Genomic DNA, 18,642 nt, shown 5'->3' on the forward strand with positions numbered 1-18,642 from the left:
CTGGCACACAGCGTCCGCAGGGGTCCGGCACAGGCATCGTGGCCACGATGGGGGGCATGGTCATGAACGGGCAGGCCGCGCCGAGCCGGATCGAGCTGCGTCGCCCCGACGGCGAACCCGTCCGGGTGCTGGTGGTCGACGACGAACCCACGCTCACCGACCTGCTGTCGATGGCCCTGCGCTACGAGGGTTGGCAGGTGCGCACCGCCGGCAGCGGCATGGCGGCGTTGAGCACCGCCCGACAGTTCCAACCGGACGCGGTGGTGCTCGACGTGATGCTGCCCGACCTGGACGGCTTCCAGGTGCTGCGCCGGCTGCGCGAGGACGCCCCCACGGTGCCGGTGCTCTTCCTGACCGCCCGCGACGCGGTGGAGGAACGCATCGCCGGGTTGACCGTCGGCGGCGACGACTACGTCACCAAACCGTTCAGCCTGGAGGAGGTGATCGCCCGGCTGCGCGCGTTGCTGCGCCGCTCCGGGCTCGCGGTCGCCGCCCGGGAGGAGGCGGTGCTGACCGTCGGTGACCTCAGCCTCGACGAGGACAGCCACGAGGTCCGCCGGGGCGGCCAGCTCATCACCCTCACCGCCACCGAGTTCGAGCTGCTGCGCTACCTGATGCGCAACCCGCGCCGGGTGCTCAGCAAGGCGCAGATCCTGGACCGGGTGTGGAACTACGACTTCGGCGGCCAGGCCAACGTGGTGGAGCTGTACATCTCGTACCTGCGGAAGAAGATCGACGCCGGTCGGCCGCCGATGATCCACACACTGCGCGGCGCGGGCTATGTCCTCAAACCCGCCGAGTAACCACCGCCGTCCGCTGCGCGCCGTCCGCCGCTGGCTGGCCGGGCGCTCCCTGCGTACCCGACTGGTGTTCGCCCTGCTCGCGCTGCTGGCGTTGGTCAGCGTCGCCATCGGCGGCCTGACCACTGTGGCGCTGCGGCACTTCCTGATCGACCGGCTGGACGCCCAACTGGCCCCCGCGACGGCCATGCGCGGGGACCGGCCGGGACGGCCGGCCTTTCCCGGCAACGGACCGGGCATCCCACCCGGGTTGCCGTCCGGCACGGTGGTCGCCGAGATCACCGACGGCCGGGTGACCAGCGCCCGGACCTTGACCAACAGCGCCTCCGACGCGTTCCCCGACCCGCGGTCCGTGCCGGTGGGGGAGGTCGCCGCGCTGGCGGACCTGCCGGTCGACACCGCACCGCGCACCGTCGATCTCGGTGATCGCGGCGACTACCGGGCCGTGGCCCGGCAGTACTGGGACGGCCGGGTACGAGTCGTCGCGATCCCCCTCGCCGGCGTCCAGGAGATCGTCTGGGGGATGATCGCGGCGCAGCTCGGGGTGGCCGCGATCGGGCTGGTCATCGCCGGTGCCGCCGGGGCGCTGATCGTGCGGGCCACCCTGCGACCGCTGCACCGGGTGGCCGCCACCGCCACCCGCGTCACCGAGCTGCCCCTGGACCGTGGGGAGGTGGCGCTCGCCGTCCGGGTGCCGGCCGCCGACACCGACGGGCGCACCGAGGTCGGTCAGGTCGGCGCGGCGCTGAACCGGATGCTGGGCCACGTCGCCGACGCGCTCGCCGCCCGGCAGGCCAGCGAGACCCGGGTACGCCAGTTCGTCGCCGACGCCAGCCACGAACTGCGCACGCCGCTCGCGGCGATCCGCGGCTACGCCGAGGTGGCCCGGCGCGGCCGCGACGAGGTGCCCGCCGACGTGGCGCACGCGTTGCGCCGGGTCGAGTCGGAGAGCACCCGGATGACCAGCCTCGTCGACGACCTGCTGCTGCTGGCCCGTCTCGACACCGGCCGTCCCCTCGCTGTCGAACCGGTCGACCTGACCGCCCTGGTGGTGGACGCGGTCAGCGACGCGCACGTCGCCGGCCCCGACCACCGCTGGCAGCTCGACCTGCCCGAGGTGGCGATCCGGGTGCCCGGCGACGCCGCCCGGCTGCACCAGGTGGTGGCGAACCTGCTCACCAACGCCCGGGTGCACACCCCGCCGGGCAGCACTGTCACCACCACGTTGGCCGTCGACGGCACCAGCGCCGTGCTCACCGTCGCCGATGACGGGCCCGGGGTGCCGGTGCGGCTGCAACCGGAGATCTTCGAGCGCTTCGCCCGGGGCGACAGCTCCCGGTCCCGCGCGCAGGGCAGCACCGGTCTCGGCCTCGCGATCGTCGCGGCGGTGGTGGAGGCCCACCACGGCACGGTCGGGGTGCACAGCCGTCCGGGTCGGACCGTGTTCACCGTCCGGTTGCCGAATCCCACAGCTGACGCATAGTCGGCGCACGGCGTCGCGCCAGCTCAGCCGTCGAGGCTGGCCCGATGGACAAGACAGAGATCCTGCTGATGGCACCCGCCGCCGAGCCGCCGACGGCCGCACGCCCCGACGGGCACTCGCCGGAGACGCGCCGCTCGCCGGCGTGGGCCCGGCCCACGCTGGCGATGCTGCTGCTCGCCACCGGCCTGCTCTACCTGTGGGGTCTGGGCGCGTCCGGCTGGGCGAACTCGTTCTACGCGGCGGCCGTGCAGGCCGGCTCGGTGAGCTGGAAGGCGTTCCTCTACGGCTCGTCCGACGCCGCCAACTCCATCACCGTCGACAAGACACCCGCCTCGCTGTGGCTGATGGCCCTGTCCGTCCGCGTCTTCGGGCTGAACAGCTGGGCGATGCTCGTGCCGCAGGCGCTGTGCGGGGTGGCCTCGGTCGGCGTGCTCTACGCGACGGTGAAGCGCTGGTACGGGCCGGCCGCCGGGCTGATCGCCGGCGCGGTACTCGCGGTCACCCCGGTGGCGACGCTGATGTTCCGGTTCAACAACCCCGACGCGCTCCTGGTCCTGCTGCTGGTCGCCGGGGCGTACGCCACCGTGCGCGCGGTGGAGCAGGCCAGCACCCGGTGGGTGGTGCTCGTCGGTGTCCTGGTCGGCCTCGGCTTCCTCACCAAGATGTTGCAGGCGTTCCTGGTGGTGCCGGTCTTCGCCGGCGTCTACCTACTGGCCGCGCCGACCGCGCTGTGGCGGCGGGTCCGGCAGCTGCTGCTGGCCGGACTGGCGGTGGTGGTCTCCGCCGGCTGGTGGGTGGCGCTGGTCGAGCTGGTTCCGGCACGTTCCCGCCCGTACATCGGAGGCTCGCAGGGCAACAGCATCCTGGAGCTGACCCTCGGCTACAACGGCCTCGGCCGGATCACCGGCGAGGAGGTCGGCAGCGTCGGCGGCGCGCGGCCGGGTGGCGGCGGCCCGTTCTCCGGGCAGACCGGTGTGCTGCGGATGTTCGGCGGCGAGATCGGCGGTCAGGTCTCCTGGCTGCTGCCGGCCGCGCTGGTCCTGCTGGTCGTCGGCCTGCTGCTGGCCGGGCGGGCGCCCCGCACCGACCGTACGCGGGCCGGTCTGCTGCTCTGGGGCGGCTGGCTGCTGGTCACCGGTTTGATCTTCAGCCTCATGTCCGGGATCTTCCACGCCTACTACACCGTGGCGCTCGCACCGGCGATCGGGGCGCTGGTCGGCATCGGCGTGACGCTGCTCTGGCGGCAGCACCGACTGCTGTCCACGCCGGCGGGTGTCCAGTCTGGAACGCCGGCCGCGGTTCCGGCTGCCGCTCCGACCGCCGGGTCACCGGCCGACGACCCGTTGCCCGCGTCCGCCGACGGTGCCGCTGGCGGCAGGCGTTGGCAGCGGTGGCGTCCGCTGGCCGCCTCGGCGACGCTCGCCGGCACGCTCGCGGTCACCGTGTGGTGGGCATGGGTGCTGCTCGGGCGAAGCCCCGACTGGTACCCGTGGCTGCGGAGCACCGTGCTCGTCGCCGGCCTGGTCGGCGCGGTGCTGATCCTGCTTGTCACCCGGCTGTCCCGCCGGTTGGTGCCGGTGGTGCTGGGCCTCGGCGCGGCGGCTGCCCTCGCCGGCCCGGTGGCGTACGCGGTGCAGACCGCCGCGACCCCGCACACGGGGTCGATCCCGAGCGCCGGCCCGTTCGTGGCGGGCGGGTTCGGCCGGGGTGGTTTCCCCGGCGGGCGACCGCCCGGCGGCATGGAACTGCCGGCCGGCGGTCAACTCCCCGGCGGTGGCCAGTTCCCGGGCGGCTTCCCCGGCGGGGGTCAACTCCCCGGTAGCGGCCGAAACGGTGACGGCCAGAACGGTGACGGCCAGAACGGTGACGGCCGCAACGGCGTCGGCCAGAACGGCGGGCAGGGCCCGGGCTTCCCCGGGGGTGGCCGCAACGTCGGGCCCACAGGCGGCCAGGGACGCTCGGCCGGCGGGGGAATGGGCGGGCTGCTCGACGCCCGTGAACCCAGCGCCGCGCTGCGCGAGCTGCTGGAGCACGACAGCGACGACTACATCTGGGTGGCGGCGACCATCGGCTCGAACAACGCCTCCGGCTACCAGCTCGCCACCGGCGAACCGGTGATGCCGATCGGCGGGTTCAACGGCAGCGACCCGTCACCGACCCTCGCGCAGTTCCAGCGGTACGTGGCCGAGAAGAAGATCCACTACTTCGTCGGTGGTGGTGGCTTCCGGGCCAACGGCGGCAGCTCGGCCTCCCAGGAGATCGCCGCCTGGGTCGCGCAGACGTTCACGGCGCAGACCGTCGACGGGGTCACCGTCTACGACCTCGGCGCCGGTACGGAGGCGTCGTGACCGCGCTGGGTGACCCACGGGCTGCCGTCCACGCCCGACCCACCGCCGCGGTGCTGGACGTGGTGATCCCGGTCTACAACGAGGAGGCCGACCTCGGGCCGTGCGTACGGCGGCTGCACGCCCACCTGAGCCAGCACTTCCCGTACCCGTTCCAGATCACCATCGCCGACAACGCGAGCGTCGACGACACCCTGAAGGTGGCCGACGGCCTCGCCGGTGAGCTGCCCGGCGTCGAGGTGCTGCACCTGGACGCCAAGGGGCGGGGGCGGGCGCTCTCCGTCGCCTGGTCGGCGTCGTCCGCGCCCGTGCTGGCATACATGGACGTGGACCTGTCCACCGATCTGGCGGCGCTGTTGCCGCTGGTGGCGCCCCTCATCTCCGGCCACTCCGACCTGGCGATCGGCACCCGGCTGGCGCGGACCTCCCGGGTGGTGCGCGGTGCCAAGCGGGAGGTGATCTCTCGGGCCTACAACCTGCTGCTGCGCGGCGCGTTGGCGGCGCGTTTCTCCGACGCGCAGTGCGGGTTCAAGGCGATCCGCGCGGACGTGGCCGCGGGGTTGCTCCCGTTGGTGCGTGACACCGGCTGGTTCTTCGACACCGAGCTGCTGGTGCTGGCCCAGCGGGCCGGGCTGCGCATCCACGAGGTGCCGGTCGACTGGGTGGACGACCCGGACAGCCGAGTCGACATCGTCGCCACCGCCCTGGCCGACCTGCGCGGCGTGGGTCGGCTGGGCCGGGCGCTGCTCACCGGCGCGCTGCCACTGGCCGACCTGCGCGCGCAGCTCGGTCGAGCACCGTTGACCGGGCCGCCTGCCCGGCCCGGAGCGGCTCTGCCGGGTCAGATGCCGGTCGGGCTGCCCCGGCAGCTGGTCCGGTTCGCGGCCGTGGGGGTGGCGAGCACGCTAGCGTACCTGCTGCTGTTCGTGGCCACCCGGAGCCTGCTCGGCGCGCAGCCGGCGAACCTGCTGGCGCTGTTGGTGACGGCGGTGGCGAACACGGCCGCGAACCGCCGGTTGACGTTCGGCATCAGCGGACGCCGGCACGCCGGTCGGCACCACGCGCAGGGATTGTTGGCCTTCGCCCTCGGCCTGGCGTTGACCAGTGGCGCGTTGGCCGTGCTGCACGCCGTCTCCGCCGCACCGGCCCGGCCGGTGGAGCTGGCCGTGCTGGTGGCCGCGAACCTGACCGCCACCGTGCTGCGGTTCGTGCTGCTGCGCCTCGGCATGCACCACCGCCGTACCTGAGACGCCGGTCAGCCGGCGGCGGCCTCGCGGACCAACCGGCGTGCCTCGTCCCGGGGCACGCCGGTGGCCCGGAGGAGGTCGTTGGCGGCGGTACGCAGCTGGGAGACCACTATCGTCCCGGAGAAACCCAGGTCCTGCCGGCAGGCCACACCCGCCTCCCGGACGGCGTGCAGCACCCGCTCCCGGGCCCGCACCGGCTCCTGCGCGGCCACGAACTCCCGGTGCAGCAGCCGGACCGCCTCGCCGAGGTGCTCCACAGCGGCGGGCAGGGCCGCCGGCACCGGTTCCTCGTCGCGGAGGGCGGTGCCGATCCGGCGGACCAGACCGCGACTGTTGCGGAAGGCCCGCTCCATGTGCGTCACCCCGGCCCGGTACGTGGCGATGGCCCGGCGTCGTCGCCACCGCACCGGGGAGAGCCGGACCACCTCGTCGGCGGCGATCGTCACGGCGACGAGCTGGCGCAGCTGCGGGTCGGCGGCGCGCATCCGGTCCAGCACCGCCCGCGCGCGCCCCCAGTCCGCCTCGGCCAGCGCCTGCGCCGACGCGGTCATCTCCCGGGCGAACAGGTTCAGGGCGGGTTCGGCGGAGCGGCGCACCATCCGCATCGGATTGAGGGGCAGCAGGACGAGCATCACGAACAACCCCGTCGCCCCGCCGACCAGGGCGTTGACCGTTCGGGGCAGCTCCAGGTCCGGCGCGGTCGGGGTGAGGGTGGCGATGAGCACGGCGGTACCACCGGCCTGGGTCATCAGCGCACCGGTGCCGCGTACCAGCACCGACGCGGTGATCGCCAGGAAGACGATCGCACCGGTCTGCCAGGGGCCGGTGCCGAACAGACTGATCAGCAGGTCACCCACGCCGATGCCGAGCACCACCCCGGCGACCAGTTCCAGCGCGCGGTGAGTACGTTTGCCCAGCGACGCCGCGATGACACCGACCGCCGCGGCCGGTGCGAAGGTCGGCTCCGGGTTGCGGAGCACCTCGCGGGCCACCAGCCAGGCCAGGGCGGCAGCCACGCCGGCCTGGAGCGCCACGATCAGATAGAGCCGCATCCGCTGACGACTCTCCCGCACGGCCCGCCCGGCGCGGGTCCGTAGCCTGCCCGCCGTCCGCGTCCCGGTCGCCCCGGCCGTGAGTCTCATGGCGGGGGGTACCCGGCCCGGCCCAATACCGAACCTGCGCCGAACGGCTACGCCGGGTACGCCATGGCCGCGGTGAGGGCGACCACCCCGGGCAGCCGGGTGTCCTGGCGCAGGAACTGCACCACCACCGGCACCGGGGAGCGCAGCAGACAGCCGTACGGTCGGTCGAGCCGCACCGCCTCCGGGTCGATCAGGTCGTTGAGCCGGACGTGTCGCACCCGCCGGGCGTCGACGGTGATGGCGTACGGGCCGACCGGCTCGGCGTCCTCGTAGTAGAGGTGCAGCTCGGTGTCGGCGCGGGTGTCGGTGGTGTTCAGGACGCACAGCTGGTCGAAACTGGTGAACGCTGGCTCCGGGCCGGTGCTGGGGAACGGGATGTGCCCGCCCGGCACGACCCACAGGCGGGCCCCGATGTCGGTCATCAGCTCTCCTCCAGCAGCCGGGCGAGGTCGGGGCTGAGGAACACCCCGTCCGGGTCGAGCCGGCGGCGGGCGTCCTGGAAGTCGTCCCACCGCGGGTAGAGGGGCCGCAGGTCACGGGCGGTCATCCAGTGCTTCTTGCCCCAGTGCGGCCGGCCCCCGTACTGACGGAAGACCGCCTCCATGTCCCGGAAGTAGTCCTCGTACGGCAGCGACGTGTTCTGCAGGCAGGCGATGGTGGTGGTCGGCCGGCCGTACGCGTTGCTCAACCAGATGTCGTCGGCGGCGATGGTGCGCACCAGGACCCGCCAGCCGACGACGGTGCGGTGCCGTTGCAGGATCCGGCGTCGGACCTCGGCGAAGCAGGCCGGGAACGCCTCCGACGGCAGCATGTACTCGATCTCCTCGAACCGCAGCTCCCGTTCCTGGGGGATGGTGCGGTGGATCGGTCCGGACCGGATCTCGCGGGGCGCGCCCCACGGGCCGGAGTCCGGCACCCGTGGCGCGGCCCACACCCGCACGCCGGACGTCCCGTCCGGCCGGTTGAGGGTGCGGATCTGGGTCTGGTCGCTGCGCGGGTACCAGTAGAAGTCCATGTTGCGGTTGGTGTGCTGCAACTCGGCGAGGTGGTCGAGGGTCCAGTCGACGTGCGCGCACCACGCCCGGCGGCGCAGCTCGTACTGCGGTTGCACGTCCAGGGTGACCTGGGTGACCACCCCGAGAGCGCCCAGCGAGAGCCGGGCCGCCGGCAGCAGGTCCGCGTTGTCGTCGGCGGAGATGTCCAGCACCTCGCCGGTGCCGGTGACCAGGCGGACGCCGACCACCTGGGTGCACAGGTTGCCGAAACCGACGCCGGTGCCGTGCGTGCCGGTGGCGGTCGCGCCGGCGATCGACTGGTAGTCCACGTCGCCGAGGTTGTCCATGGCCAGCCCGGCGTCGTACAGGCCCTCACCGAGGGCCTTGAGTTTGGTGCCCGCCCAGGCCCGCGCCCGGTCGGCGTCCTCGGCGATGACACCGGCGAGCCGGTCGACGCTGAGCAGGATGTCGTCGGTGCGGGTCAGTGGGCTCGACGAGTGACCGGACCCGACCGGCCGGATCGTCCGCCCGGACTCCCGCGCCCGGACGACCAGTTCCCGCACCGCGTCCTCGTCGGCCGGCTCGGCGAACTCCCTCGGGGTGAACGAGAGGCTGCCGGACCAGTTGACGAACTGTCGCATGCGGCGGGGTACCCACCGGCATGACCGGTAGTCGCGTTTCCGCGCCGAACCGCCGGGTAGGCAGTCGCGTGCCGGCCTTCGGCTCCGCGAGCACGCCGCCGATCGACTCGTACGCGTTCCTCTCCGACACCCACACCGGGGCGCTGATCGGTGCGGACGGCGCTGTCGACTGGTTCTGTGTGCCGCACTTCGAGGGCGACGCGGTCTTCGCCCGGCTGCTGGACCGTCGCGTCGGTGGCGCGTTCACGTTGTCCGTCGCCGCTGACACCGCGCCGGTCCGCCGGTATCTGCCCGGCACGCTGGTGCTGGAGAGCGCGTACCGGGCCGCCGGTGGGACCGCGACCGGTCAGGATTTCCTCGCCGTCCGGACCGGCGACGACGCACAACCGTTCCGCGCGGACATGCTGCTGGTGCGCCGTCTGCACGTGGGCGCCGGGTCGGTGCGGGTGCGGGTCGAGGTGACGCCCCGCCCCGGGTACGGGTCCCGCCCGGTGGACTGGCGTTGGGACCACGGCCAGTGGGTGGCCGCCGAGGCGGGGCTGCGGCTGCGTTCCGCGCTGCCGTTCCGGGTCGACGGCGCGACGCTGCGCGCCGAGGCGGTGCTGCGCGCGGGGCAGACGATCGACGTGCTGCTCGGCTACGGCCCCGGCCGCATCGACGAGGTCGACCCGGCCGAGCTGTTGGCGCGGACCTGCCGGACCTGGCGGGAGTGGTCGGACCGTACCGACTACACCGGGCGGGGCAGCGCTCAGGTGCGGCACAGCGCGGCCGTCCTGCGGGGCCTGTCGTTCGACGAGACCGGGGCGTTGCTCGCCGCGCCGACCGCCTCGCTGCCCGAGGAGATCGGTGGGGTGCGCAACTGGGACTACCGCTTCACCTGGCACCGCGACGCCGCGCTGCTACTGCTCGCGCTGTTCCGGCTGGGTCACGCCGAGGAGGGCCGTCGTTACCTGCACTTCCTGCTCACCATGTGCGATTGCGCCGGCGAGGTCCTCACCCCCCTCGTCGGGATCCACGGGGTGACCCGCGAGGAGGCGGTGCTTGAGCACCTCGACGGGTACGCCGACTCACGGCCGGTGCGCATCGGCAACGAGGCCGCCCAGCAGCTGCAGTTCGACACGTACGGGCACGTGCTCGACGCCACGCTGTCGTACCAGCAGCTCACCGGCGAGTTGACCACTGAGCAGTGGCAGGTGCTGCGCCGGCACGTGGACACCATGGCCACCCGGTGGCGGGAGCCGGACCACGGCATCTGGGAGATCCGCGGGCCGCTGCGGCACTACGTCAACTCGAAGATGATGGCCTGGGTCTGCCTCGACCGGGGCGTCCGCCTCGCCGACCTGGTCGGCGACCACGACGCACCCGTCGAGCGGTGGTGCGGGGAGCGTGACGCCATCCACGCCGAGGTCGTCGAGCGGGGGTTCGACAGCGGCATCGGCAGCTTCGTGCTGGCGTACGACTCGACCGAACTCGACGCGTCGTTGTTGCGGATGCCCCTGGTCGGGTTCCTCGCCGGTGACGACCCGCGGGTGCTGTCGACCATCGATCGCATCCGGCGGGATCTGGCCGTCGCCCCGGCGCTCATCCGCCGGTACACGGCCGACGACGGGTTGCCCGGGCAGGAGGGCGCGTTCCTGCTCTGCTGCTTCGAGCTGGTCTCGGCGCTGGCGCTGGCGGGGCGACGCGAGCAGGCCGCCGAGCTGTTCGACCAGTTGTGCGGGTACGCCGGGCCGCTCGGCCTGTACGCCGAGCAGCTCGACGCCGACGGCACCGCGTTGGGCAACTACCCGCAGGCCTTCACCCACCTGGCGTTGATCGAGGCGGCGCTGAACCTCGACGGTGCCGGCGACCGCGACGCGCTGCACGCGTGGGCGCAACGGACGGTGCGACCGGGAACGGCCGACGGCTGACCGGTCAGCCGTTCCGCGTCTCGGTGAGGACCCAGCGCACGTCCGCCGCGTAGCGGCGTGCTCCGCCGTCGCTGCCGCTTTCTGTGTCGGGGCTGGGAGTACGCCGATGTGCCCGCGACGGCGACGGGGACCAGCGTACGGTGATGGACAAGTCCGGCTTTCCGGGTTAAAAGCCTCATTGGTGATGACCGGGATGCCGGTGTCGAGACGGCGAGGGCAAGGAGCGATCCGTGGAACATCTGGCCTACCTGGACGCGGGGTCCGGCAGCCTGATCGTGCAGGCGGTCGTAGGTGGGGTGGCCGGTGCCGCAGTCGCCGCGAAGCTCTACTGGCGACGGCTTGTCGACCGGTTCCGCCGGCAACCCACCGACCAGCGCTGAGCAGGCCAGCCCCGACCATGGCGATCTCACCCACCGGGGTACGGCCCGAGCCGGCCTCCTTCCGCGACCCGGCCAACCGGGTCTTCCACGTCGGCGACGAGGTGCTGCGAGGGCTGGACCCCCAGGCCGCGCAGCACTGGCGGGCGCTGACCGGCAGCACGTTCTTTCCGGCGCTCGTCGCCGCGCGCAAGGTCTGCGCCACCGAGGACGCCCCGCCCACCCTGGTGCCCGACGCGACCGGAACACCGTGGGCCGCCGTGCTGCGGCACGAGCGCATCCCGTTCGTCTCCCACCCGTACGAGTGGTCGTTCAGCATGCTGCGCGACGCCGCCCTGCTGCACCTGGAGATCCTCAACGCCGCGCTCGGCGAGGGTTTCACCACCAAGGACGGCTCCGCGTACAACCTCCAGTGGCGCGGCGCCGAACCGGTCTTCATCGACATCGGCTCGTTCGAACCGGTCCGCGACGGCGAACCGTGGGCCGGCTACCGGCAGTTCTGCCAGACCGTGCTCTACCCGCTGATGCTCACCGCCCACCTGGGCGTCGACTTCCAACCGTGGCTGCGCGCCCGGGTCGACGGCATCGAGGCCGACGAGCTGCGGCCCCTGTTCACCGGCGCCCGCCGGTTGCGCCCCGGCGTGCTGACCCACCTGCACCTGCACGGGGCCATGCAGCACCGCAACGCCGCCGCCAGCACCACCGAGGTCCGTGACCAACTGCGGGCTGCCGGCTTCTCCCGGGAGTTGCTGCACGCCACCGTACGCGGCATCGAGAAACTGGTCCGCAAGCTGGAGCACCGCCCGGCCGGCACCCACTGGTCGGACTACCAGCGCACCTGCGGTTACTCGGCCCGTGACCGGGTGGCGAAGGAGCAGTTCGTGGCCGCCTCGGTGGCGGCCGCCGGCACCCGCCCCCGCCTGGTGCTCGACCTCGGCGCCAACGACGGCCGGTACTCCCGCTTGGCGGCCGGGCACGCCGACTACGTCGTCGCCGTCGAGCAGGACCCGGCCGTTGTCGACGAGCTGTACCGCAAGCTGCGCTCCGAGGGGCAGCGCCGCATCCTGCCGCTGGTGCTGGACCTGGCCGACCCCTCGCCGGGTGGCGGCTGGCGCGGCGTCGAGCGGGCCGGCTTCGCCGAGCGGGCGTCCGCCGACGTGGTGCTCGCCCTGGCCGTCGTGCACCACCTGGCGATCGGGCGCAACGTGCCACTGCCGGAGGTCATCGACTGGCTGGCCGGGCTGACCGCGCCGGGCGGCGCGGTGGTGGTGGAGTTCGTCCACCCGGAGGACCCGATGGCGACCCGGCTGCTGGCCAACAAGCCCGCCGGCCTCTTCCCGGACTACCGCCGCGACACCTTCGAGACGCTGCTCGCCGCCCGGGGACGGATCACCGACCGGCTGGAGCTGCCCTCGGGCACCCGCACCCTCTACCGGACGGTGATGGGTGGCTGAACCGGCAGCAGCCGTCGACCCGCCCGCCCCGCCGGCCGGGCGGTGGGAGCGGGGCTGGCGCGCGGAGCTGGGTCGGCTGCTGGAGATCGTCGCGCTGGTCGGTCTCGTGGTCACCCAACCCCTGCTGGACGTGCTCGGCCGCAGCCCTGACTTCTTCCTCTTCCACCGCGCCGACCCGGCGGAGATCCTGCTGCTGGTCGCCCTGGTGACGGTGGTCCCCACCGTCGCGGTGGCGCTGCTCGGCGCGCTCAGCCGACTCGCCGGCCGGACCGCCCGCGCCGTCACCCACACCGGGCTGGTCGGGCTGCTGGTCGCCGCGCTCGCCGTGCAGGTGGGCCGGCACGTGACGCCGCTTCGGGGCGTACCGCTGCTGCTGGTGGCCGTGCTGGCCGGGGCCGCCGGCGCGCTCGCGCACCGGCGGTGGCGGGCGCCGGGCCGGGTGCTGCGACTGGCCGCCGCCGGTCCGGTCGCCTTCGTGGCGCTCTTCCTGCTCGTCTCACCGACCTCGGCGGTGGTCCTGCCACGCGGCGACGGCGGTGCGGCCGGCACCGCGCAGGGCTCGGCCGTCCACCCGCCGGTGGTCATGCTGATCCTCGACGAGCTGCCACTGGTCAGCCTGCTCGGCGCGGACGGCAAGATCGACGCCGGGCGGTACCCGCACTTCGCCGAGCTGGCCGGCGCCTCCACCTGGTACCGCAACTCGACAGGGGTCAGCGGGTGGACACCGAACGCGCTGCCGGCGATGCTCACCGGCCGCTACCCGGCGAAGCCCGTCGCCCCGCACTACTCGCAGTACCCGGACAACATCTTCACCGCCTTCGGCGGCCTCTACGACATCAAGGCCGAGGAGAGCATCACCCGGCTCTGCCCGCCCAGCAGGTGCGAACAGCCGGTCACCCCGGAGCAGGGGATGGGCGTGCTGGTCCGCGAGACCGGCAAACTGCTCGGCCGGGTCGCCGGACCCACCGAGAGCGCCGTCGACCCGGAAGACTCCTACCGCGAGCAGACCCGGGCCGAGGCCGGTCTGGACGCCGCCGAACCGGTACCGGCCGACCCGAAGTTCCGCTGGGACAGCCTGGACGACAACCAACCGGCCCGGTTCACCAGCTTCCTGGCCGGGCTGAAGCCGACCACCCGCCCCACCCTGCACTTCCTGCACCTGCTGATGCCGCACTCACCGTGGGCGTACCTGCCGTCCGGCGCGCGCTACGACGCCCCCGAGGACCTGCCCAACGACGGCGCCGGCTGGGTCGACCTGGCCCGGCAACGGCACCTCGCGCAGCTCGGCTACACCGACCGGCTGATCGGCGAGACACTGCGGACACTGCGCGCCAGCGGCCTCTACGACCAGGCGCTCGTCGTGGTGACCGCCGACCACGGGGTGAGCTTCCGCCCCGGCGCCCAGGGGCGCGGCATGGACGCCATCAAGGCCGCCGCCGGCGAGGTCGCCTGGGTCCCGACGTTCGTCAAGGAACCCCGGCAGCAGACCGGCCGGATCGACGACCGCAACTGGGAACACGTCGACCTGCTGCCGACAGTGGCCGACGAGGCCGGCATCCGGTTGCCCTGGCGGGTCGACGGGCGCTCCGCCCGGCAGGCCCCCCGCACCGACGGTACGAAGCACTTCTACGACCGCCCCGGCGAACCGGTCACCTTCCCCGGCGGCGTACCCACACCGCCGCCCCTGCCGGCACCGCACCCTCTGGTCGGCACCGAGGTCCGCGCCGGCCCGGCCGCCGGTAGCGCCCGGGTCGCCGACCTGGCCGCGTTCACCGCCACCGACCCCGACACCGGCACCCTCCCGGCGCTGGTCTGGGGCGACGTCCCGGACCGGATCCCGGACGGCACCCTGCTGGCGGTCGCCGTCAACGGCCGCATCGGGGCGGTCGTCCCGGTGGTGCCGGCCGACCCCGGCGGACGCCGGTTCGCCGCGCTGCTCGCCGACGACTCGTTGTTCCACGCCGGCACCAACACACTCGACGTCTACCAGGTCGCGGCGGACGGTGCGCTACGCCGCCTCACCCTGTCCTGACTGTGCTTCCGGGTTGGTCTCGCCTGGCTCCCGGAGTCGGTCCGGTCCGGCGTCCGGGTCCGGTCCGGCCTGGCTTTCCGGGTCGGTCGGGTCTGGTCCCGGCTGGCGGGACGCCGGGTTTCCCGGCCGCCTGGTCGGGAATCGGGTGACGCATACCTCACCGCCGAACCACGGCGGGCGTTGTCCCCCGAGCCGCAATTACGGTAGAAGCGAAGGCAATTCAACGTAGATCTGCCGGCGAAGCGAGGAACCACATGACGGAAGTCAAGCTCGATCACCCCGGTGGGCAGCTGTCGATGCCGGTACATCCTGCGGTCGAGGGCCCCGCCGGTATCGGGGTGAGCAAGCTGCTGAAGGAAACCGGGATGACCACGTACGACCCCGGTTTCGTCAACACCGCCGCTGCCTCATCCGCGATCACCTACATCGACGGCGACGCGGGCATCCTGCGTTACCGGGGGTACCCGATCGAGCAGCTGGCCGAGAAGTCCTCCTTCCTGGAGGTCTCCTACCTGCTCATCTACGGTGAGCTGCCGACCGAGCAGCAGCTGACCGAGTTCACCGAGTGGATTCGGCGGCACTCGCTGCTGCACGAGGAGATGCGTCGCTTCTTCGACGGCTTCCCCCGGGACGCCCACCCGATGGCGGTGCTCTCGTCCGCGGTGAGCGCCCTGTCCACCTTTTACCAGGACAGCCTGGACCCGTTCGACTCCGAGCACGTGGAGATCTCCACGGTCCGGCTGATGGCCAAGGTCCCCACCATCGCCTCGTACGCGTACAAGAAGTCCATCGGTCAGCCGCTGCTGTACCCGGACAACTCGCTGGGGTACGTGGACAACCTGCTGCGGATGACGTTCGGCGTGCCGGCGGAGCCGTACGAGGTCGACCCGGTGATGTCGAAGGTGCTGGACATGCTGTTCGTCCTGCACGCCGACCACGAGCAGAACTGCTCCACGTCGACCGTCCGGCTGGTCGGCTCCAGCAACGCCAACCTGTTCGCCTCGGTCTCGGCCGGCGTGAACGCGCTGTTCGGTCCGCTGCATGGCGGCGCCAACCAGGCGGTGCTGGAGATGCTCCAGCAGATCCACGCCGGCGGCGACGACGTCCGGTCCTTCGTCCGCAAGGTCAAGGACAAGGAGGACGGCGTCAAGCTGATGGGCTTCGGCCACCGGGTCTACAAGAACTACGACCCGCGGGCGGCGATCGTCAAGAAGGCCGCGCAGGACGTGCTGGGCCGGATGGCCAAGCCCGACCCGCTGCTGGACATCGCCATGGAGCTGGAGGAGATCGCCCTCGCCGACGACTTCTTCGTCTCCCGTCGGCTCTACCCGAACGTGGACTTCTACACCGGCCTGATCTACAAGGCCATGGGCTTCCCGACCAAGATGTTCACGGTGCTCTTCGCGCTCGGCCGGCTCCCCGGCTGGATCGCCCAGTGGCGCGAGATGATCAACGACCCGGAGACCAAGATCGGCCGTCCGCGGCAGGTCTACGTCGGCTCCGCCGAGCGGGACTACGTCCCCTTCGGCGAGCGCTGATCCGCCTCTTCGCTGCACCGGCAGGCCGTCGACCCGCCCACGGGTCGGCGGCCTGCCGCGTTTCCGCTCTGGCCGGGCCCGATCGCCCTTGATCAACTCGGGATCCGTGAAGGCGCGGTGTCCCTCGGACCGGGACACCCCGCCTTTCAGGAAGCCGAGTCGATCACGAACGGGTGATGCCGGGGCAGCCCCGGGCATCAGGGCGGTCGGGCCGAGGGCGGCGCCCTCAGGGCGGACCGGGGTGTGTGGTCGGCGACCGGGCGGGGTCAGAAGGCGGAGATGTCCTGGGCCCGCTCGCTGCGGCTCAGGGCGCTGATCAGCGCCGACTGACCACGGCGGCGCACCGCCAGTCGGACCAGCAGGTCCCGGACGGGATCGAAGACGTCCGCCGGGAATTCCGGCGTGGGGACGCCGACGCTCACCGCGAGGTCGTCGGAGTGCACGACGATCTCCAGCTGGCGGGTGAGCAGAAAGTCATCGCGCCGCAGCGACCAGCCCTGCCACGGGATGGGCACGACCTCACCGGCGGCACGCCGGGAGAGCAGGTCGCCGACCTCCTCCACCGCCTGGGCGCAGCGGGCGTGCAGGTCGGCCGGCCCGCGTGCCGCGTCCGCCTCGTCGTTGCTCTCGGCGACCGACTTCTCGTCCGGAGTGCCCTCGCTGACCCAGGAGGCCTGCCCGTAGTGGTCGTCTGCCGAATCCAACGTCGGCAGGTCGGTCGGCATCGGCAACAACTCGGCCGCGCGGACCGCCTGACGACCCAGGTGGCACGCCAGGCCACCCACTGACAGGTGCGGCAGCGCGCTCGGGTGTGACCACCGCTCGGTCACCTCGGGGCGTCGGATCAGGTCCAGTGCGATGGCGGCGGCGGTCGGAAAGGCGGCATCCAGGGCGTCGACAGCGCGAAACATCCGCACATTCTGGCAGGACCGGCCGACAGGCGCCGAGCGACGCGGCCCGCCGCGACGGACACCACACCCGCCGCGCCGAGCGACGCGGCCCGGCCCGCCGGACACCGGCCCGGCCCGCCCGGTCCGACGGGCACCACACCCGCTGGGCCCAGCCCGCGCGGCCCGGTCCGACGGGCACCACACCCGCCGCGGCCAGCGTGATCGACTCGGCTTTCAGGAAGTCGGGGCGTCCCCGGCACTGGGACACCCCGACTTCAAGGAAACCGAGTCGATCAACCGCAAGCGGCCAGGAGCGTCAGCGCAGGCCGGCGGCGGCGAGCAGGTTGCCCTCGGGCAGCGCCGGAAGCGCACGGCCCTGCGACATCCGCTGCTCGGCGCGCTCGGCGGTGAACGCGGCGTCGTGTTGGATGGCGGCGGCGTAGCTGGCGGCGGTGTGCTGGGCGATCGCGGCCCAGCCGTACTGGTCGTGGACCATCCGGCGGGCGTGGCGGGCCATGGCACGGGTGCGGTCGGCGTCGGACAGCAGGGCGTGCACGGCGTCGGTCAGGCTGTCCGGGTCGTGCGGGCGGAAGGTCATCCCGGTGACGCCCGGTTCGACGATCTCGGCGAGGCCACCGGTGGCGGCGACGGCGAGCGGGGCACCGGCCGCGGCGCCTTCCAGGGCGACCATGCCGAACGGCTCGTAGATGCTGGGCACGGCGAAGCAGTCCGACGCGGCCATCAGCGCCGGCAGGTCGGTGCCGCCGAGGAAGCCCGGCATGCTGACCATGCCGCCCAGGCCGCGGCGGTGCACCTCGGCCTCCAACTCGGCACGGTACGGGCCGTCGCCGGCGATCACGGCACGCAGCCCGGGGTGCCGTTCGCGCAGCCGGGGGAGCGCGGCGATCAGGTGCTGCACGCCCTTCTCGTACACCAGGCGGCCGGCGAAGGTGACCAGCGGGCCGTTCCCGGCGAACCGGGTGCGGGCGGCGGCCACGGCGCTCGCGGGCACCCGCCAGCGGTGCGGCTCCACGCCGTTGGCGACCACGTCGACCCGCCCGGCCGGTACACCGAAGAGCGCGTTCACCTCGTCGCGCATGTACCCGGAGCAGACGATCACCCGGTTGGACTCGCTGCTGAGCCAGTGCTCGACGCCGTGGATGGTGCGGTTCATCTCCTCCGGCAGCCAGCCCTGGTGCCGACCGGCCTCGGTGGCGTGGATCGTGCTGACCAGCGGGATGTCCAGGTGGTCGCGCAGGGTCATCGCGGTGTGGGCGACGAGCCAGTCGTGGGCGTGGATGACGTCGTAGCTGCCGGCCTGGGTGGCGCGCAGCGCGGTGCGGGTGAGGGTGTGGTTGAAGGCCATCGTCCAGGCCAGCAGTGAGCCGGTGGCGAGCGGGAAGGTGACCGGGTCTTCGGGGGCGCGCAGGATGCGCACGCCCTCGGCGTATTCCTCCAGCGGTGCGCCCTCGGTCTGCCGGGTGACGACGGTGACCTCGTGGCCGGCGGCGGCCAACGCCACCGACAGGGCGTGCACGTGTCGGCCGAGACCGCCGACGAGCACCGGCGGGTACTCCCAGGACAGCATGAGGATGCGACGGGTCTGCGGGGGCACCCCGGAGCCGGACCGCGCCGGCACGGGCGTGCCGGGCTGCGCGGTCGGGCCGGGCTGCGTGGGGGGCCGGGAGGTGAGGGTGGGCCGGTGGGCCCGGTCCTTGGTGGCAGCGAGCTGCTCGTCGACCCGCAGGGTCGTCACATCAATCTCCGTCCATGCATGGTGGTATGCGC

14 protein-coding genes are annotated in these 18,642 nt (G+C 73.0%); 9 read left to right on the forward strand and 5 right to left on the reverse strand.

The window, feature by feature from the left end:
- The first annotated feature begins 56 nt into the window (after positions 1-56).
- From QSK15_RS15235 to QSK15_RS15250, 4 genes are read left to right on the forward strand one after another with little or no spacing between them, the layout of a single operon-like run.
- Positions 57-803 (forward strand): response regulator transcription factor, encoded by a 747-nt coding sequence (locus QSK15_RS15235; protein ID WP_285795130.1) that lies wholly within the window; start codon positions 57-59, stop codon positions 801-803.
- Positions 781-2,283: a sensor histidine kinase gene (locus QSK15_RS15240; RefSeq protein ID WP_502889599.1), complete on the forward strand. Its 1,503-nt coding sequence runs from the start codon at positions 781-783 to the stop codon at positions 2,281-2,283. Before QSK15_RS15235 ends, QSK15_RS15240 begins: the two co-directional genes overlap by 23 nt.
- A 44-nt stretch (positions 2,284-2,327) precedes the next feature.
- The gene (locus tag QSK15_RS15245; protein WP_285794847.1) at positions 2,328-4,631 is read left to right on the forward strand and encodes an ArnT family glycosyltransferase; all 2,304 of its coding nucleotides are present in this window, start codon (positions 2,328-2,330) and stop codon (positions 4,629-4,631) included.
- Positions 4,628-5,875: a bifunctional glycosyltransferase family 2/GtrA family protein gene (locus QSK15_RS15250; RefSeq protein ID WP_285794848.1), complete on the forward strand. Its 1,248-nt coding sequence runs from the start codon at positions 4,628-4,630 to the stop codon at positions 5,873-5,875. Before QSK15_RS15245 ends, QSK15_RS15250 begins: the two co-directional genes overlap by 4 nt.
- A gap of 8 nt (positions 5,876-5,883) precedes the next feature.
- Here the strand turns inward: QSK15_RS15250 and QSK15_RS15255 are convergent, their stop codons facing one another.
- The 3 genes from QSK15_RS15255 to QSK15_RS15265 form a co-directional block, all read right to left on the reverse strand.
- Complete coding sequence (locus QSK15_RS15255; protein ID WP_285794849.1) at positions 5,884-6,927, reverse strand: FUSC family protein; 1,044 nt, start codon at positions 6,925-6,927, stop codon at positions 5,884-5,886.
- Positions 6,928-7,064: 137 nt separating this feature from the next.
- Positions 7,065-7,439: a sensory rhodopsin transducer gene (locus QSK15_RS15260; RefSeq protein WP_285794850.1), complete on the reverse strand. Its 375-nt coding sequence runs from the start codon at positions 7,437-7,439 to the stop codon at positions 7,065-7,067.
- Entirely contained in the window at positions 7,439-8,653 is a 1,215-nt protein-coding gene (locus QSK15_RS15265; RefSeq protein ID WP_285794851.1) for a D-arabinono-1,4-lactone oxidase, read from the reverse strand. Before QSK15_RS15265 ends, QSK15_RS15260 begins: the two co-directional genes overlap by 1 nt.
- 68 nt (positions 8,654-8,721) lie before the next feature.
- On the opposite strand from QSK15_RS15265, the gene QSK15_RS15270 reads away from it, so the two are divergent.
- The 5 genes from QSK15_RS15270 (at position 8,722) to QSK15_RS15290 (ending at position 15,964) form a co-directional block, all read left to right on the forward strand.
- Positions 8,722-10,563: a glycoside hydrolase family 15 protein gene (locus QSK15_RS15270; protein ID WP_285794852.1), complete on the forward strand. Its 1,842-nt coding sequence runs from the start codon at positions 8,722-8,724 to the stop codon at positions 10,561-10,563.
- Positions 10,564-10,793: 230 nt separating this feature from the next.
- Complete coding sequence (locus tag QSK15_RS15275; RefSeq protein WP_165947858.1) at positions 10,794-10,943, forward strand: hypothetical protein; 150 nt, start codon at positions 10,794-10,796, stop codon at positions 10,941-10,943.
- Positions 10,944-10,960: 17 nt separating this feature from the next.
- Positions 10,961-12,394 (forward strand): class I SAM-dependent methyltransferase, encoded by a 1,434-nt coding sequence (locus tag QSK15_RS15280; RefSeq protein ID WP_285794853.1) that lies wholly within the window; start codon positions 10,961-10,963, stop codon positions 12,392-12,394.
- Complete coding sequence (locus tag QSK15_RS15285) at positions 12,387-14,426, forward strand: sulfatase-like hydrolase/transferase (RefSeq protein ID WP_285794854.1); 2,040 nt, start codon at positions 12,387-12,389, stop codon at positions 14,424-14,426. Before QSK15_RS15280 ends, QSK15_RS15285 begins: the two co-directional genes overlap by 8 nt.
- A 254-nt stretch (positions 14,427-14,680) precedes the next feature.
- Positions 14,681-15,964, forward strand: coding sequence for a citrate synthase (locus QSK15_RS15290; RefSeq protein WP_285794855.1), 1,284 nt, complete (start codon positions 14,681-14,683; stop codon positions 15,962-15,964).
- A 266-nt stretch (positions 15,965-16,230) separates the two neighbouring features.
- Here the strand turns inward: QSK15_RS15290 and QSK15_RS15295 are convergent, their stop codons facing one another.
- Together QSK15_RS15295 and QSK15_RS15300 are read right to left on the reverse strand one after the other, a co-directional pair.
- Positions 16,231-16,875 (reverse strand): maleylpyruvate isomerase N-terminal domain-containing protein, encoded by a 645-nt coding sequence (locus QSK15_RS15295; RefSeq protein WP_285794856.1) that lies wholly within the window; start codon positions 16,873-16,875, stop codon positions 16,231-16,233.
- Positions 16,876-17,170: 295 nt separating this feature from the next.
- Complete coding sequence (locus QSK15_RS15300; RefSeq protein ID WP_285794857.1) at positions 17,171-18,610, reverse strand: glycosyltransferase family 4 protein; 1,440 nt, start codon at positions 18,608-18,610, stop codon at positions 17,171-17,173.
- Between the last annotated feature and the right edge of the window lie 32 nt (positions 18,611-18,642).

This window comes from Micromonospora sp. NBRC 107095 (genome assembly GCF_030269705.1).
In the GTDB taxonomy this organism is placed as follows: Bacteria; Actinomycetota; Actinomycetes; order Mycobacteriales; family Micromonosporaceae; genus Micromonospora; species Micromonospora parva.

What these genes read in the sequence shown, in the direction of transcription:
- QSK15_RS15235 (WP_285795130.1), top strand. Translation starts at nt 57, where the DNA reads ATGGTCATGAACGGGCAGGCCGCGCCGAGCCGGATCGAGCTGCGTCGC.
- QSK15_RS15240 (WP_502889599.1), top strand. Translation starts at nt 781, where the DNA reads ATGTCCTCAAACCCGCCGAGTAACCACCGCCGTCCGCTGCGCGCCGTC.
- QSK15_RS15245 (WP_285794847.1), top strand. Translation starts at nt 2,328, where the DNA reads ATGGACAAGACAGAGATCCTGCTGATGGCACCCGCCGCCGAGCCGCCG.
- QSK15_RS15255 (WP_285794849.1), bottom strand. Translation starts at nt 6,927, where the DNA reads ATGCGGCTCTATCTGATCGTGGCGCTCCAGGCCGGCGTGGCTGCCGCC.
- QSK15_RS15260 (WP_285794850.1), bottom strand. Translation starts at nt 7,439, where the DNA reads ATGACCGACATCGGGGCCCGCCTGTGGGTCGTGCCGGGCGGGCACATC.
- QSK15_RS15265 (WP_285794851.1), bottom strand. Translation starts at nt 8,653, where the DNA reads ATGCGACAGTTCGTCAACTGGTCCGGCAGCCTCTCGTTCACCCCGAGG.
- QSK15_RS15280 (WP_285794853.1), top strand. Translation starts at nt 10,961, where the DNA reads ATGGCGATCTCACCCACCGGGGTACGGCCCGAGCCGGCCTCCTTCCGC.
- QSK15_RS15290 (WP_285794855.1), top strand. Translation starts at nt 14,681, where the DNA reads ATGACGGAAGTCAAGCTCGATCACCCCGGTGGGCAGCTGTCGATGCCG.
- QSK15_RS15295 (WP_285794856.1), bottom strand. Translation starts at nt 16,875, where the DNA reads ATGTTTCGCGCTGTCGACGCCCTGGATGCCGCCTTTCCGACCGCCGCC.